This is a genomic window from Gluconobacter japonicus (genome assembly GCF_015244665.1).
Lineage (GTDB): Bacteria > Pseudomonadota > Alphaproteobacteria > Acetobacterales > Acetobacteraceae > Gluconobacter > Gluconobacter japonicus.
Window position 1 is genome coordinate 273,380 of the sequence record NZ_JABCQN010000003.1, and the last position, 13,916, is coordinate 287,295.

General features: G+C 55.4%; 12 protein-coding genes, 1 tRNA gene, 1 pseudogene and 1 CRISPR repeat array. Of the genes and pseudogenes, 7 read left to right on the forward strand and 7 right to left on the reverse strand.

Annotation, left to right across the window (positions count from 1 at the left end; all coding sequences use genetic code 11):
• Nucleotides 1-3: 3 nt before the first annotated feature.
• Together radC and HKD32_RS07715 are read right to left on the reverse strand one after the other, a co-directional pair.
• Nucleotides 4-762 carry a RadC family protein gene (radC, locus tag HKD32_RS07710; protein ID WP_194257809.1) on the reverse strand — a complete coding sequence of 253 codons (759 nt, stop codon included), beginning with the start codon at nt 760-762 and terminating at the stop codon, nt 4-6.
• Between the two features lie 124 nt (nt 763-886).
• Nucleotides 887-1,341: a CRISPR direct-repeat array (repeat unit 28 nt; unit sequence GTGTTCCCCGCACACGCGGGGATGAACC).
• The gene (locus HKD32_RS07715) at nt 1,342-2,037 is read right to left on the reverse strand and encodes a JAB domain-containing protein (protein WP_010501652.1); all 696 of its coding nucleotides are present in this window, start codon (nt 2,035-2,037) and stop codon (nt 1,342-1,344) included.
• 27 nt (nt 2,038-2,064) lie between these two features.
• Here HKD32_RS07715 and HKD32_RS07720 point away from each other — a divergent pair, with 27 nt between their 5' ends.
• From HKD32_RS07720 to HKD32_RS07740, 5 genes are read left to right on the forward strand one after another with little or no spacing between them, the layout of a single operon-like run.
• Entirely contained in the window at nt 2,065-4,290 is a 2,226-nt protein-coding gene (locus HKD32_RS07720; RefSeq protein ID WP_194257810.1) for a UvrD-helicase domain-containing protein, read from the forward strand.
• Nucleotides 4,290-5,195 carry a 50S ribosomal protein L11 methyltransferase gene (locus tag HKD32_RS07725; protein WP_061933026.1) on the forward strand — a complete coding sequence of 302 codons (906 nt, stop codon included), beginning with the start codon at nt 4,290-4,292 and terminating at the stop codon, nt 5,193-5,195. The genes HKD32_RS07720 and HKD32_RS07725 overlap by 1 nt, the downstream gene beginning before the upstream one ends.
• Nucleotides 5,196-5,197: 2 nt before the next feature.
• Complete coding sequence (locus HKD32_RS07730; protein ID WP_061933024.1) at nt 5,198-5,728, forward strand: GNAT family N-acetyltransferase; 531 nt, start codon at nt 5,198-5,200, stop codon at nt 5,726-5,728.
• Nucleotides 5,725-7,515 carry an aminopeptidase P family protein gene (locus tag HKD32_RS07735; RefSeq protein ID WP_061933022.1) on the forward strand — a complete coding sequence of 597 codons (1,791 nt, stop codon included), beginning with the start codon at nt 5,725-5,727 and terminating at the stop codon, nt 7,513-7,515. The genes HKD32_RS07730 and HKD32_RS07735 overlap by 4 nt, the downstream gene beginning before the upstream one ends.
• A 43-nt stretch (nt 7,516-7,558) precedes the next feature.
• Entirely contained in the window at nt 7,559-8,401 is an 843-nt protein-coding gene (locus HKD32_RS07740; RefSeq protein WP_061933020.1) for a transglycosylase SLT domain-containing protein, read from the forward strand.
• 11 nt (nt 8,402-8,412) lie between these two features.
• Here the strand turns inward: HKD32_RS07740 and HKD32_RS07745 are convergent, their stop codons facing one another.
• Entirely contained in the window at nt 8,413-8,580 is a 168-nt protein-coding gene (locus tag HKD32_RS07745) for a hypothetical protein (protein WP_167347224.1), read from the reverse strand.
• Nucleotides 8,581-9,161: 581 nt separating this feature from the next.
• Between HKD32_RS07745 and HKD32_RS07750 the strand changes: the two genes are divergently transcribed.
• Nucleotides 9,162-9,713: a twin-arginine translocation signal domain-containing protein gene (locus HKD32_RS07750; protein WP_061933018.1), complete on the forward strand. Its 552-nt coding sequence runs from the start codon at nt 9,162-9,164 to the stop codon at nt 9,711-9,713.
• A gap of 125 nt (nt 9,714-9,838) precedes the next feature.
• A pseudogene (locus HKD32_RS15205) lies at nt 9,839-10,224 on the forward strand (IS5/IS1182 family transposase); the annotation flags it as partial.
• A gap of 233 nt (nt 10,225-10,457) precedes the next feature.
• On the opposite strand, the gene HKD32_RS07755 reads toward HKD32_RS15205, so the two are convergent.
• The 4 genes from HKD32_RS07755 to gatC form a co-directional block, all read right to left on the reverse strand.
• Nucleotides 10,458-10,549: transfer RNA gene (locus HKD32_RS07755), tRNA-Ser, on the reverse strand.
• A gap of 95 nt (nt 10,550-10,644) precedes the next feature.
• Nucleotides 10,645-12,102, reverse strand: coding sequence for an Asp-tRNA(Asn)/Glu-tRNA(Gln) amidotransferase subunit GatB (gatB, locus tag HKD32_RS07760; RefSeq protein ID WP_061933016.1), 1,458 nt, complete (start codon nt 12,100-12,102; stop codon nt 10,645-10,647).
• Nucleotides 12,099-13,586, reverse strand: a complete 1,488-nt coding sequence (gene gatA / locus HKD32_RS07765) for an Asp-tRNA(Asn)/Glu-tRNA(Gln) amidotransferase subunit GatA (RefSeq protein ID WP_061933014.1) — start codon at nt 13,584-13,586, stop codon at nt 12,099-12,101. The genes gatB and gatA overlap by 4 nt, the downstream gene beginning before the upstream one ends.
• Nucleotides 13,586-13,873: an Asp-tRNA(Asn)/Glu-tRNA(Gln) amidotransferase subunit GatC gene (gatC, locus tag HKD32_RS07770; protein ID WP_023942393.1), complete on the reverse strand. Its 288-nt coding sequence runs from the start codon at nt 13,871-13,873 to the stop codon at nt 13,586-13,588. Before gatC ends, gatA begins: the two co-directional genes overlap by 1 nt.
• Between the last annotated feature and the right edge of the window lie 43 nt (nt 13,874-13,916).

A 13,916-nucleotide genomic window follows, 5' to 3' on the forward strand; every position in this document is an offset into this window, starting at 1 on the left:
GTTCTAGAGCAGGCCTGTACGCTGAAAGCTGGTATGGCGGCCATTTCCGATGATGAGATGGTCCGTAAGTTGAATGCCCACCACTTCCAGCGCAGCCTGAACCTGCTGGGTCATCTGGATATCGGCCTGTGAGGGCGTTGGATCGCCGCTAGGGTGGTTGTGCACCAGAACGAGAGAGGTTGCTTCTACCTCTATAGCGCGTCTGGCCACTTCTCTTGGATAAACGGGGGTATGGTTGACGGTCCCGCGGGCCTGAGCCTCATCTGCAATGAGGCCTTGCTGCTCGTTGAGAAAAAGAATGCGGAATTGTTCAATATTCTCACGGGCAAGCCGGGCTGTCAGATAGTCGAGCAGCTTCTGCTCACTATCGAGCAAATCGGCCGTTGGTAACCGTTCCCGGTTATACCGGAGCGCTGCTTCCTGCAGGACGCGGATCATGGGAACCATGTGGTTACCCATGTCCCTGATGCCTGCGAGTTCCCGATTGCTGGCGGAAAGCAGGGCTGCCACCGAACCAAAGCGTTCCAGAAGTGCTGGAACGAGGGTGTCCACTTTTTCTTTACGGCCCGTAAAAATCTGAACGATCAGGCGTAACAGAGTGTCATCGTCCAGGCGCCGTCCCCGCCCGCTCAGAAGGGCGACAGGGGGCGGAATATGCTCGTTGTTTGTCGGCTGTGGGCTGATGGAAAATGGTACGGTTTGGAAAAGGATTTTTCCTGAGTATTCAGCAAACCCATCATCAGAGGCCGGAGCATTAGTCATTTGTTTTTCTGGCACTGTAAGGCGCAGAAGATCAAGGTAGCATCGGCACTCAAAAAAGCTTAAAAAATCGGTAGATTTTTCGAGGGCTGTTTTTCCTTTGGAAAACAGCTATCTAACAGGAAGAGTGTTCCCCGCACACGCGGGGATGAACCGCAAAATGGCGCGCAATTCAGAACCGGCATGATGTGTTCCCCGCACACGCGGGGATGAACCGACTGTACGGCGTCCGTACACCTTACCGACAATGTGTTCCCCGCACACGCGGGGATGAACCGTATGCCCGCAAAGGGATCAATCTGCCTGACCTGTGTTCCCCGCACACGCGGGGATGAACCGGCGGCTGGTTTCAATGTTCCGACACTTGATGCGTGTTCCCCGCACACGCGGGGATGAACCGAACGACAGAACCGTGTCCGAACTCTCATTCGTGTGTTCCCCGCACACGCGGGGATGAACCATCGCCGTGCCTGATCCCTCGTCCGACTAGGGCGTGTTCCCCGCACACGCGGGGATGAACCGCAATGACAAATCCGTACAGCATTGGCCTGAACGTGTTCCCCGCCCATGCGGGGATGAAATTTACAGAAGGCCTTCCTGTCTGAGGCTGCTGAGAGTTGCTGTTTTGGTGCTGATAAGGACATCATGCAGAACAATGGAGAGTGGCCTGAGAGCGTTTTCCAATGTTCGTGCGGCTGTTGAGAGGGCTGGTGCTCTCAGGGCGGGCTGGACGTGTACGCCGATGATGGCTGTAGCGTGCAGAGCCAGGGCGCGAATGGCGATGGCGCGGTTCAGGAAAGTAATATCTTCCTCTTCGGGGGCAGCTTCATCAGCGAGGAGCCGGTTGCGGTTATCCAGATAGAGAACGCGAAGCTGTCCGGCGACTGCGCTTTTCAGTGCTGTTTCAAGGTACTCTGTCAGTTGGGGCCAGTTTCCCAGAATGGGGCGTTCACGGTGTTCCGCTGAAGCGAGGCGTTCTGCGGCGACTGATGGCAGACGAAGGGCTCGGATGGTATCGTCGTTCAGGCCGGCATTTCGCAGATCCCGCGTTGGCGCACGGAAGACGTTGATGAGACTTCCGAAGTGGCTGATGAGGCCCTTGGCAAGAGGTTTCGTGTCTTTGCGCGGGATCCCCAGGAACAGCAGCATTTCCAGAAGTTCGTAATCCGCAAGGGTTTCGGCACCGTTGGTTTCGACGCGGGTCCGCATCCGGGCGCGATGTCCCTGCGGCCCAGTACCGCGTGTCAGGTCAATCCGGGAAGATGATGTGTTGGCCATAGGAGCATCACACTCTATATCGGGAGTGTGCCGCAAGACCCTCTCATCCCCACCCCCGACTATCTCTCCCGTCTGAACCCGGAGCAGAGACGTGCCATCGAAACTACCGAAGGCCCGCTTTTGATCCTTGCTGGTGCAGGAACGGGAAAGACCCGCGTTCTGACGACACGGTTTGCCCATCTGCTTCTGACTGGCCGTGCCTATCCGAGCCAGATTCTGGCCGTGACCTTTACCAACAAGGCGGCGCGGGAAATGCGCGAGCGTGTTGGGGCGATCCTTGGCGAGCCGGCCGAAGGGCTATGGCTCGGCACGTTTCATGCCATCTGCGCGCGGATGTTGCGGCGGCATGCGGAATATGTGGGCCTGACGAGCGGGTTCAATATTCTGGATACGGACGATCAGCTTCGTTTGTTGAAGCAGATCATGGAGCCGTTTCGGCTGGATACGAAGCGTTGGCCGCCAAACCAGCTCATGGGGATTATCCAGCGCTGGAAAGACCGTGGGCTGACGCCGGATCGCGTGACGCCTGCTGAAGATACCGATTTTGCCAATGGGCACGCGCTGGCGATCTATCGGGCCTATCAGGTGCGGCTGCGGGAACTGAATACCTGCGATTTTGGCGATCTGATGCTGCACATGGTGGAGATCCTGCGGTCCCAGCCGAACGTGCTGGCGCAGTACCACCGCATCTTCCGCTATATTCTTGTGGATGAGTATCAGGATACCAACACGATCCAGTATCTCTGGCTGCGTCTGCTGGCGAAGCGCGAGCATGGTCCGTCCAACATTGCCTGCGTAGGGGATGACGATCAGTCGATTTATTCCTGGCGTGGGGCCGAGGTTGAGAACATTCTGCGGTTCGAGCAGGATTTTCCGGGCGCAGCGGTCGTAAGGCTGGAGCAGAACTATCGGTCAACGGCGCAGATCCTGGCGGCTGCTGCGGGGTTGATTGCTCATAATGAAGGGCGTTTAGGCAAGACACTTCGACCAGGACGCGAGGACGCGCAGGGCGAGAAGGTGCAGATCATCGGTGTTCGGGATTCCGATGAGGAAGCCCGGATTGTCGGCGGAGCGATTGAACGTCTCCATGCCGATGGGCACCCCTTGTCCGAAATGGCTATTCTGATGCGGGCCGGTTTTCAGACGCGGCCCTTCGAAGAGCGCCTGATGACGATAGGTGTCCCCTATCGGATTGTTGGCGGTCTGCGGTTTTATGAACGGGCGGAAATCCGGGACTGTCTGGCGTATATGCGGGTTCTGTCGCAGCCTTCTGATGATCTTGCGTTCGAGCGCATCATCAATGTTCCCAAGCGTGGTGTGGGTGCTGTCGCGGTGCAGAAGCTGCATGGGCTGGCGCGCACCCTGCCCGGCCCGTTGACGGCTGCTGTTCTGACGCAGATTGAACAGGGCGCGCTCAAGGGAAAGTCCAAGGAGGCTCTGACCAGTCTGATGGAAGCGTTCCAGCGTGCGAAAGCGACGCTGGAGACGGAAGGTCAGGTTGTGGCGGTCGAGCAGCTTCTTGAGGATAGCGGTTATTTGCAGATGTGGCGCGATGACCGGTCTGTGGAAGCGCCGGGGCGGCTCGATAATATCCGTGAACTTTTGCGTGCGATCGGTGAGTTTGCGACGCTTGAAGGTTTTCTGGAGCATGTGGCGCTTGTCATGGATACGGAAAGCGAGACGACCGACGATAAGGTCAGTCTCATGACGTTACATGGTTCCAAGGGGCTGGAGTTCGATACGGTGTTTCTGCCCGGTTGGGAGGAAGGCGTTTTCCCGTCTCAGCGGTCTCTGGATGAAGGCGGGAACCGGGCGCTCGAAGAAGAACGGCGTCTGGCCTATGTCGGGCTGACGCGGGCGAGGCTTCGGGCCATCGTTGTTCACGCGGCCAGTCGGCGGATTTACGCGAACTGGCAGGCGTCGATGCCGAGCAGGTTTATCGAAGAAATTCCGTCCGAATACGTTCAGACAAGTGGGCAGTCTCTTGAAAGCCGGCGGCAGGCTGCAGCGGCGCCGTCCATGTTTGCGTCCGGGCCTTTTACGAGCACCCGTCCTTCCGGGATGTCTCAGGTCCCTCGCCCCCGCGTCACGGATGTGCAGCCGCCGGCGAATGTTCCGGTTGGAGCGACGGTTTTTCATCAGAAGTTTGGCGAGGGCACCGTGATTGCGGTGGATGGCAGCCGGCTTGAAATCAACTTTGAAAATGGCGGCATCAAGCGCGTCATGGCAAATTTCGTGGAGATCAGATCGTGATGGCACCCCGCAGCATTGGCCGACGCCATGCCAGTGCGCTTGAAACCCTGTCCATTACGGTGGAGGAGGAATACGTTCCTCTCTTCGAGCAGGTTCTGATGTGCGTCTGCGAGACCGTTGGTATTTTCGAGGCTGATGACGAGCAGAAATACTGGCGTCTCGAAGGCGTTAAAGACATTGGCTATAAGGAAGACGAGCTTGAAAGCGCGTTGGCTGTGGCTCGGCTTCTGACGGGGTGTGATGCTGAACTTGTTCGGGAAGCGACCGAGGCTGAGGGTTGGCTGGCGCGGACGTATGAGTCCTTTCCGCAGCAGAATGTTGGCAAGCGTTTTGCCATTCGCGGCACGCATCTGCATGGTGCCCCGGACCAGTCCCGCCTGACCATCACGCTGGATGCGGGTATCGCGTTTGGTTCGGGTGAACATGGCTCGACGCGGGGCTGTCTGCGCGCTCTGGAAATGGTGGCCTACCGCAAGCCTCGGCACATTCTGGATATGGGATGTGGATCGGGCATTTTGGCCATGGCGGCAGCCAAGCTGCTACATCGTCCCGTTCTGGCAGTGGATATCGAGCCATGGTCTGTTCGGACGGCGAAGACCAATGCCCGGTTGAATGGCCAGGGTAATTTGCTGGATTGCCGCTTTGGCAATGGCTGGAATACCAATCAGGTGCGGGTCAAGGCGCCGTACGATCTGGTGTTTGCTAATATTCTGGCGCGCCCGCTCTGCCGGATGGCACAGTCTCTAGCCCTGAATCTTGCTCCGAACGGTACCGCCATTCTGGCGGGTCTGCTCTACACACAGGCCAATATGGTTCTGGCGGCACATCGCCGTCAGGGGCTTGTTCTTGAGCGGCTCTTGCGTGAAGGCGACTGGGCGACACTGATCCTGCGCAAGCGAGGCTGATAATGGTGTTCGTGATCCGAGGCGTTCAGGATGAGGACCTGCCTGCAATTCTGCGGATCACGAATCATGCGATTGCCCATACGGATGCCTTGTGGATCAGCACACCATTCACGCTGGAGCAGCGTCAGAAATGGGTTTCGGATCGCTTGGTTCAGGGCTTCCCGGTGTTCGTGGCTGTGAGCGAAAACGGAGACGTTTGCGGATATGCTTCCTATGGGGCTTTTCGCGCCTTCGAGGGCTACGCCAAGACGATCGAACACTCAGTGTATGTGGATGTCGAGCATCAAGGACGAGGTCTCGGGCGCATGTTGTTGGCCCGATTGATCGATCATGCCAGAGAGGCCGGTTTCCATGTCATGGTGGCTGGTATTACGGCTGGTAATGAGGCTTCGGTTGCTCTTCATCGCCAGTTTGGTTTTCAGAACAGCGGTATTTTACCTCAGGTCGGGCGAAAAGGCGGGCGCTGGCTCGACCTTCTCTTCATGACACTCTGCCTTGAGGCAGTATTCGAACCGGAAAAGGATTTTCCATGACCGTTTCTTCCATTCCCCTGAATGAGCGCCCTGCCCTTGTTCGCAAGGCCTGTGAGGCGCTGGGAGTTTCAGGCTTCATTATTCCTCGTGGAGATGAATATCTCGGGGAATATGTGGCTCCCTGCTCTGATCGTCTTGCCTGGCTGACGGGTTTTACGGGAAGTGCGGGTCTTGCAGTTCTTTTGCCGGACGCAGCGGCTGTGTTTTCCGATGGTCGTTATACGGTTCAGATGGAAGAGCAGGTTCCGCATGAGCTATGGGAGCGGCGACATGTGACGCTGGAACCGGCTTCGGATTGGCTGGCGGAGAAAGCAGCCGGTTTGCGGGTTGGCTACGATCCGAAGCTGGTCAGTCGTTCCATGCTGGCCGCATGGGCTGCGCCGGGCGTTGAACTGGTTCCACTGACGGTTAATCCGATTGATCAGGCTTGGACGGATCAGCCTTCCGCTCCGGCGAGCACTATTGTTGAACAATCGCTGGCGCTTGCAGGGGAAAGCAGTACGAGCAAACGGGAGCGTCTTGCTGCATTCCTGATGCGTTCGGGTCAGGATGCCGTTGTGCTCGCGGATTGTACCTCTATTGCGTGGTTGCTGAACATCCGTGGGAATGATGTGCCCCTCACCCCTGTAGCGCACGGCTATGGTATTCTTCATGCTGATGGCAGGGCAGAACTGTTTGCAGATCCTGCTCGCCTTGAGAGCGGTCTGGTCGATGTTCTAGGTGCAGATGTTGCAGTCTATACGCCGGAGCTGCTTGAAGAGCGTCTGAGTACGCTGGCGGGCAAGGCTGTTCGGCTTGATCCGGTGACGACGCCGGTGTGGTTTGAAACGACCCTGAAAGCTGTTGGCGCCAAGGTTGTGGATGGTAATGATCCGTGCACCTTGCCCAAGGCCGTCAAGAACGGTGTGGAGCAGGAAGGGTCACGCCGGGCGCATAAGCTGGACGGGATTGCGATGGCGAGGTTCCTGCATTCGCTGTCTAGCTCAGCAGCCGGTCAACGTGAGACGGATCTGGTCGACCGTCTGAACGGCTTTCGTGCCCAGTCTTCTGATTATCGGGAGCAGAGCTTTGACGCGATTTCTGCGGCGGGACCGAATGGCGCGTACCCACATTATCGTGCGGAAGTCGGCAAAGACCGGGTTCTGGCGCAAAACAGTGTGTATCTGATTGATAGCGGTGGTCAGTATCCGTTCGGGACGACGGATATTACCCGCACGCTATGGATCGGGCCTGATGCCGCTCCGCAGAGCATTAAAGAGAATTTCACGCGTGTTCTGAAGGGAAATATTGCGCTTTCGCGCGTGCGCTTCCCCCCCGGTACAACGGGGCATCGTCTGGACACTCTGGCGCGTGCTGCGCTGTGGGAAATCGGACTGGATTACGATCACGGGACAGGTCATGGAATTGGCAGTTATCTGTCAGTTCATGAAGGGCCGCAGAACATTTCCCCTGCCCCTCGGCCAACGGCCCTGGAAGCGGGTATGATCGTTTCCAATGAACCCGGATATTACGAGCCGGGTAGGTATGGCATTCGTATTGAAAACCTGATGCTCGTAAAGCCATCAGCTTATCATGGCGCCAAGGGTGTTTTCCTCGAGTTCGAGCTCTTGAGCTATACGCCGATTGACCGCGAACTTATTGATGTGACGTTGTTGGATGATGCTGAACTGGCGTGGCTGAACGCCTATCATGCTGAAGTTCTGACGCGTGTTGGACCTGATGTTGAAGCGGATGTTTTGGGTTGGCTTGAACAGGCCTGTGCGCCTGTGCTGAGAAATAACGCCTGATCTGGTAAGCGTTTCTTCATATTTCCCGGTCATATAGAGCATTATGACCGGCAAAACGCTTCTCCTGCTCTTCTGCATTGTTCTGGGCTTGCCGAAATTGGGGCATGCTAATGACTGGGATGTGGCGGGCGCTGTTTGTCACGAGGCGGTTGCTGATGCCGAGCGAAATACAGCTATTCCGTCTGGATTGTTAAACGCTATCAGTCGTGTGGAAAGTGGTCGCCGCGATCCGCTGTCGGGTCAGGTCGTAGCATGGCCTTGGACGGTCAATGCCGCAGGACGGGGATATTTTTACGGTTCAAAAGCAGACGCTATTGCCGCAGTAGAAGAGTTTCGGCGGGCAGGAATCGTTTCGATTGATGTAGGGTGCATGCAGATCAACCTGCATCACCATGCTGACGCGTTCGCTTCGCTTGAAGAGGCGTTCGATCCATTCAGAAATGCTCGTTATGGAGCTCTGTTTTTAAGAAATCTTTTCAGTCAGTTTCACGACTGGCCGGCTGCTACTGCGGCCTATCATTCACTGACCCCCTCTTTAGGTGCTGAATACGAACAGCATGTGATGGCGGTCTGGAATGGAAAGCCTGATACTTATCGACCCCCTGACTTCCTGCCTCAGGTTGTCATGACGGGCACAGGCCCCAGGGTCCTTATGCCGGAACCGACGTGGCATGCACCCAGCCAGAGCCAATATGCTTATCCTCGTCCTATTCCGGCCCCGCAGAGAATTCAGGGGGGAGAGGTAGGACGTGTCGTTTATGGGCCCCCACCTCGTGTCATCAGGCGACCCGAAAATTCTGGAAGTAATGTGTCTGGCGCAGGCCGCGGCCGGGACCTGATGTCTTACAGGGCCGCGCCTGTCCGATTGGCCTGGCGCCAGAATTAGAAAAACCGATGTCAGTTATGTGGTGCCGTCCACCGGTTCTGCTTGTAGCCTGAGTATGGTCCGGGTGTATCCCCCTGGCGCCAGTGCGTTCGGTCTGTCCGGTCATGGTGGTGATGGTCGACGCAGGCTGTCAAAGACAGGGCAAGCAGTACGGGCCCCAAGAGCAGATGGAACCTCATGATGTTTCTCCGTTAAAGGCCGGCCGGATATAAGCAGGCCGACGATAACGTCTCATCTGGTTTAATGTTGCGGGGGAAAACCTGTCAAAAGATGATAGAGATAAAGCATCAGGCGATAAAGCGCCTTTAACAGTTCCCAGAGATCGCGAAAGACCTCGAACGGATTGAAGTTTCCACCGAAAGACAGTGTGAATTATTCCTCGAAAAAATATATTTCGTAGTGACGTTTTAGAGAGTGGAATTGGCGCGAGACCAGATATCATACTGCTGTTAATTAGCTTTGCTATAGGCTGGCTGACTTGCTCCATCAAGACATTCCGTGTGACGCTTGGTGTCAATTTGTTAGCCTTTAAGAGCAGTGAATTTGCATTTCTGACACTGAAAAATAAGTGTTTCCTACTTTTAATTTTAGGCCAGACGATATTCTTTGATTGACAGGGATTTTTCTTTAATGAACGCAATTTCTTTTTGTTAATAAGTAATTCTTCAAACAGCTATCAATGAATTTTTCTGATGGTTATTTGAGTTGTTGATAGATTGTATCTTAAAAATATTAAATGTTTTATTTAAAAGAGAATTAAATGATTAATAATCGCAGAGATTTTCTTAAATTCCTTGCGGCAGGATCTGCTCTCGGTACGTTAGGGGCATGCACGATCACAAGCTCTGGAAATGTAACGACCGTGACGCTGAACGTTGCAAAAGTCAAAGCTTATGGAGTTGCAGGCCTTAATGCCGTAACAACAATCTTATCTATCGATGCGGTAGCTTCAGCGATTGGCACCTCATCTGTAACAGCAATAGAAACTGCTGGATTGACGCTACAGAATGCTTTGACTGCATTTTTAAATGCAGCAGGCTCGAACGTCACAATTACTTATGACAGTACGTCTTTTAAGAGTCAGATTGATTCCATTTTGGCAGATTTACAGAATGTCTCTTCGTTGCTTGGAGTAGCTGTATCTCAGGCATCATCTATGTTTCCTGGCTCGATCCTGGAGAACGCCGGTACGGTTGTATCTGCTCTGAAAACAATTCTGTCTATCTTTGAAGGTGTACTTGGAATTGTATCTGCGCCCGTTTCACGCATGACGGAGGAGCAAGCCTTCCGAATTCTGCACGTTTTCCTATGAGTGCTCGCGTCGCCCTACAGACAAGTTTGAGGGCCTGATCTGGAGAAGGCTGTTGCCATCCCCTTCTTTGGCTATGAACGTGTATTTATACCGACCTGAAGTGTTTCCGGCTGATCTAAAAATGAAAGGCCACAGGTGCCGCCTCCAGTGATGGTATGAGATTGAAAGAAGGACTGCTCGATAGCAGCAATACCGCATCGGATGTCTGGGCCGGCACGACCTATCAGTCAAAAGCCAATGAAGCCTTCATAGAAAGGCAGGGTTTTGTTCCAAAGGTTTACAGGAAAAAGCCCCATCTCAAGCCTATGCCCTGACACGTCCAGAGATTAAATACTGGAAAATCGGTCATTCGGTCCCGGGTCGATCAAGTCTTTGTTGAACGCAAAGCACAGACGGGACTGTTTGTCCGGACGCGGGTATTGCCTATGCCATCATGGGGATCGGACGGGCCAATATCATTTACAACATGCGCCGCTTTCTGTTTCTGGAGCAGGTCAGCGGCCCAATTTAGAAACAAGGCTATAACGTTCCCTACTCTAGCCTTAGATGCAGAGTGAAAGTCATCGCCCAGAACCATCAATGCCTACTGATTGCAGTCCAAAATCAGGACAATGGCACTTCAATCAACGATTCTTCAATTTCTCCAGGGTGCCGCAAAGATGACGCTAGAGCAGTGACGTAGCGTTAACCTGAGGTAATTTTGTTTTTGATTAAGTGCTTATTTTTCTTAGGAAAAATTAGGACTGGCGGAGGGGATGGGATTCGAACCCACGATACGACTTACATCGTATAACGGATTAGCAATCCGCCGCCTTCAGCCTCTCGGCCACCCCTCCGCGCTAAAACGCGATTTTTTGTATCGCGCTTGCAGGAGCGTTCTTAGGGGGGAACGGCGTTGCCGTCAAACCCCCCAAGACACTTTTTTTACGTCTTATTCTGAAAGAAGCTTTTTCAGCATTTCGTTGACCAGAGCCGGGTTACCTTTTCCTTTCATGGCCTTCATTGTTTGGCCCACGAAGAAGCCAAACAGTTTGTCCTTGCCGGATTTGTATTCCGCAACTTTATCGGCATTCGCAGCCAGGATTTCGCGGATAGACGTTTCGATCGCTCCGGTATCCGTGACCTGACGCAGCCCCTTGCGTTCAACGATTACGGAAGCCGATTCGCCGGTTTCTACCATGTCTTCAAGGACTTCCTTGGCGATCTTGCCATTGATCGTGGAGTCCGAAATCAGAGCCAGAAGCTCGCGCAGGCCTTCTGCGCTGACTGGACTGTCCTCAATGGAACGGCCAGTCCGGTTCAGGGCTGCGAAGAAATCTCCGAGCATCCAGTTCGTGGCCAGACGGGCATCTGCCCCCTTCGCAACAGTCTCGTAGAAGTCTGCGACGGCCTGTTCTGCGGTCAGGACGCTGGCTTCATAACGGCTGACACCGTAGTCCTGCTCCAGACGTTCGCGCTTGGCTTCTGGCAGTTCCGGGAGGGCAGCTTTCAGTTCATCAACCCAGGATTGTTCGATGACGAGCGGCAGAAGATCCGGGTCTGGGAAGTAGCGATAATCATGCGCGTCTTCTTTGGAGCGAAGCGAACGTGTTTCGCTGCGGACGTGATCGAACAGACGTGTTTCCTGATCGACTTCGCCGCCCGCTTCCCAGATCTCGATCTGGCGCTGTGCTTCGACTTCGATTGACTGCATGACGTAGCGGATCGAGTTGACGTTCTTGATCTCGCAGCGGGTGCGATATCCTTCTTCGCCCGGCTTGCGTACAGAGACGTTGACGTCAGCACGCATGGAGCCTTCTTCCATGTTGCCGTCGCAAGTCCCAATGTAGCGCAGAATCTGGCGAAGTTTACGCAGATAGGCGCCAGCTTCTTCCGGCGAACGGATGTCCGGCTCACTGACGATTTCCATCAGCGCCACGCCTGCGCGATTCAGGTCGATGAAAGAGCGTGTCGGGTCCTGATCGTGGACGGACTTGCCTGCGTCCTGCTCCAGATGGAGGCGCGTGACGCCGATTTCACGCGTGGTTCCGTCTGCCAGATCGACCAGCACCTTGCCCTCACCCACGATCGGATGGGCGAACTGGCTGATCTGATAGCCGGTTGGAAGATCGGCGTAGAAATAGTTCTTGCGATCGAAGCGGCTGAACAGATTGATCTGTGCATTCAGACCAAGACCCGTACGAACTGCCTGCGCAACGCATTCCCGGTTCAGAACAGGCAGCATACCCGGAAAGCCTGCATCAATCAGGCTGACATGCGTGTTTGGCTCGCCACCATAAGAGGCGGATGCGCCGGAGAACAGCTTGGCATTGCTGATGACCTGGGCATGAACTTCCAGCCCGACGACGATTTCCCATTCGCCGGTGTTGCCGGTGATACGATAGCTCATGCCGACACTCCTGCATGGATGGCGGGTCTGTGGGTGAAGGACGCAGCCTGTTCGATGACGTGACCTGCGGCGATCAGTGTTTCTTCGTCGAAGAACTTGCCGATGAGCTGAAGCCCAAGCGGAACGCCTTGTGCGTCCAGACCGGCCGGAACGGACAGAGCCGGAACGCCTGCCATGCTCGCTGGGACAGTAAAGACGTCGTTGAGGTACATCTGCACCGGATCGGTTGGCTTCTCGTCCTGTGCGAAGGCGCCGGATGGAGCGGTCGGCGTCAGGATCACGTCCACATTTTCGTAAGCGTTCAGGAAGTCACGCTGGATCAGCGTACGGACCTTCTGCGCGCGGAGATAATAGGCATCGTAATAGCCAGACGACAGAACGTGCGTGCCGATAAGGATACGACGCTTCACTTCCTCGCCAAAGCCTGCTGCACGGGTGGCTTCGTAAAGTGCATCCAGCGAGGAACCATTGACGCGTTCACCGAAGCGGACGCCATCATAGCGAGCCAGATTGGACGAGGCTTCTGCCAGTGCTGCGATATAATAGGTCGGCAGACCGTACTTTGTGTGCGGCAGAGAAATATCGACGATTTCCGCGCCGGCCGCCTTCAGCCAGTTGATGCCCTGCTGCCAAAGTGCCTCGATTTCCGCAGGCATTCCCGGAGCATGATACTCCTTGGGAATCCCAACGCGCAGGCCTTTGACGCCGCGTGTCAGAGCGGCTTCGTAGTCTGGAACAGGTGTATCGACGCTTGTGGAATCCCGCTCATCGAAACCTGCCATGGATTTCAGAAGAATCGCGCAATCCTGAAGGTTGCGAGCCATCGGGCCAGCCTGATCCAGCGAGCTTGCGAAAGCGATCGTGCCGAAGCGGGAGCAGCGGCCATAGGTCGGCTTGATACCAGCAATGCCTGTGAAGGCGGCCGGCTGACGGATCGAACCGCCTGTGTCCGTACCCGTTGCGCCCAGGACCAGACCCGCAGCCACAGCTGCGGCAGAGCCACCAGAAGAGCCACCAGGAACCAGCTTGGCATCAGAGCCATTGCGCTTCCACGGGTTTTCAACCGGACCGAAAGCGGAAGTCAGGTTCGCGGAGCCCATGGCGAATTCGTCAAGGTTCAGCTTGCCCAGAAAGACTGCACCGTCACGAAGCAGGTTGGACGTGACCGTGCTTTCGTAGGGGGGGACAAAATTGCCCAGGATCTTGCTGGCAGCAGTGGTGCGGACGCCATTCGTGCAGAACAGATCCTTGATGCCGAGGGGGATGCCCGTTAGCGGTCCGCCCTCACCTTTCGCCAGAACCTCATCGGCAGCCTTGGCGGCTGCACGAGCCTGATCAGGCGTGCGAGTGATGAAGCTGTTGAGGCGGCCGTCCAGACGCTCGATGGCATCAAGATGAGCATTCGTCAGTTCAACGGCGGAAATCTTGCGGGCCTTGAGGGCATCCCGGGCAGAAGCCAGCGTAAAATCATGCATGCTGGACATTATTCGACTACCTTCGGAACCGTGTAGAACGGACCTTCACGGTCCGGAGCGTTGGAAAGCACGTCATCACGGCGATTGCCGTCCGTGACGCGGTCTTCCCGCAGACGTGGCTTGGCAAGGCCCGTGCCGATCATGGGAGGCACATCCGTGACGTCCACTTCGTTAAGCTGTTCCACCCAGTCGATGATGGATCCCATCTCCTTGCCGAGAGCGTCAACCTCTCCCGGTTCGAGACCAATTCTCGCCAATCTGGCGATGCGCGTGACCGTTTTCGCGTCGAGCGACATGAACATTCCTGAAAAAGAGGAAATTATGGTAGCTTTTCAGCCG

What these genes read in the sequence shown, in the direction of transcription:
- HKD32_RS07735 (WP_061933022.1), top strand. Translation starts at nt 5,725, where the DNA reads ATGACCGTTTCTTCCATTCCCCTGAATGAGCGCCCTGCCCTTGTTCGC.
- gatB (WP_061933016.1), bottom strand. Translation starts at nt 12,102, where the DNA reads ATGAGCTATCGTATCACCGGCAACACCGGCGAATGGGAAATCGTCGTC.
- HKD32_RS07750 (WP_061933018.1), top strand. Translation starts at nt 9,162, where the DNA reads ATGATTAATAATCGCAGAGATTTTCTTAAATTCCTTGCGGCAGGATCT.
- HKD32_RS07730 (WP_061933024.1), top strand. Translation starts at nt 5,198, where the DNA reads ATGGTGTTCGTGATCCGAGGCGTTCAGGATGAGGACCTGCCTGCAATT.
- HKD32_RS07715 (WP_010501652.1), bottom strand. Translation starts at nt 2,037, where the DNA reads ATGGCCAACACATCATCTTCCCGGATTGACCTGACACGCGGTACTGGG.
- gatA (WP_061933014.1), bottom strand. Translation starts at nt 13,586, where the DNA reads ATGTCCAGCATGCATGATTTTACGCTGGCTTCTGCCCGGGATGCCCTC.
- gatC (WP_023942393.1), bottom strand. Translation starts at nt 13,873, where the DNA reads ATGTCGCTCGACGCGAAAACGGTCACGCGCATCGCCAGATTGGCGAGA.
- HKD32_RS07740 (WP_061933020.1), top strand. Translation starts at nt 7,559, where the DNA reads ATGACCGGCAAAACGCTTCTCCTGCTCTTCTGCATTGTTCTGGGCTTG.
- radC (WP_194257809.1), bottom strand. Translation starts at nt 762, where the DNA reads ATGACTAATGCTCCGGCCTCTGATGATGGGTTTGCTGAATACTCAGGA.
- HKD32_RS07745 (WP_167347224.1), bottom strand. Translation starts at nt 8,580, where the DNA reads ATGAGGTTCCATCTGCTCTTGGGGCCCGTACTGCTTGCCCTGTCTTTG.
- HKD32_RS07725 (WP_061933026.1), top strand. Translation starts at nt 4,290, where the DNA reads ATGGCACCCCGCAGCATTGGCCGACGCCATGCCAGTGCGCTTGAAACC.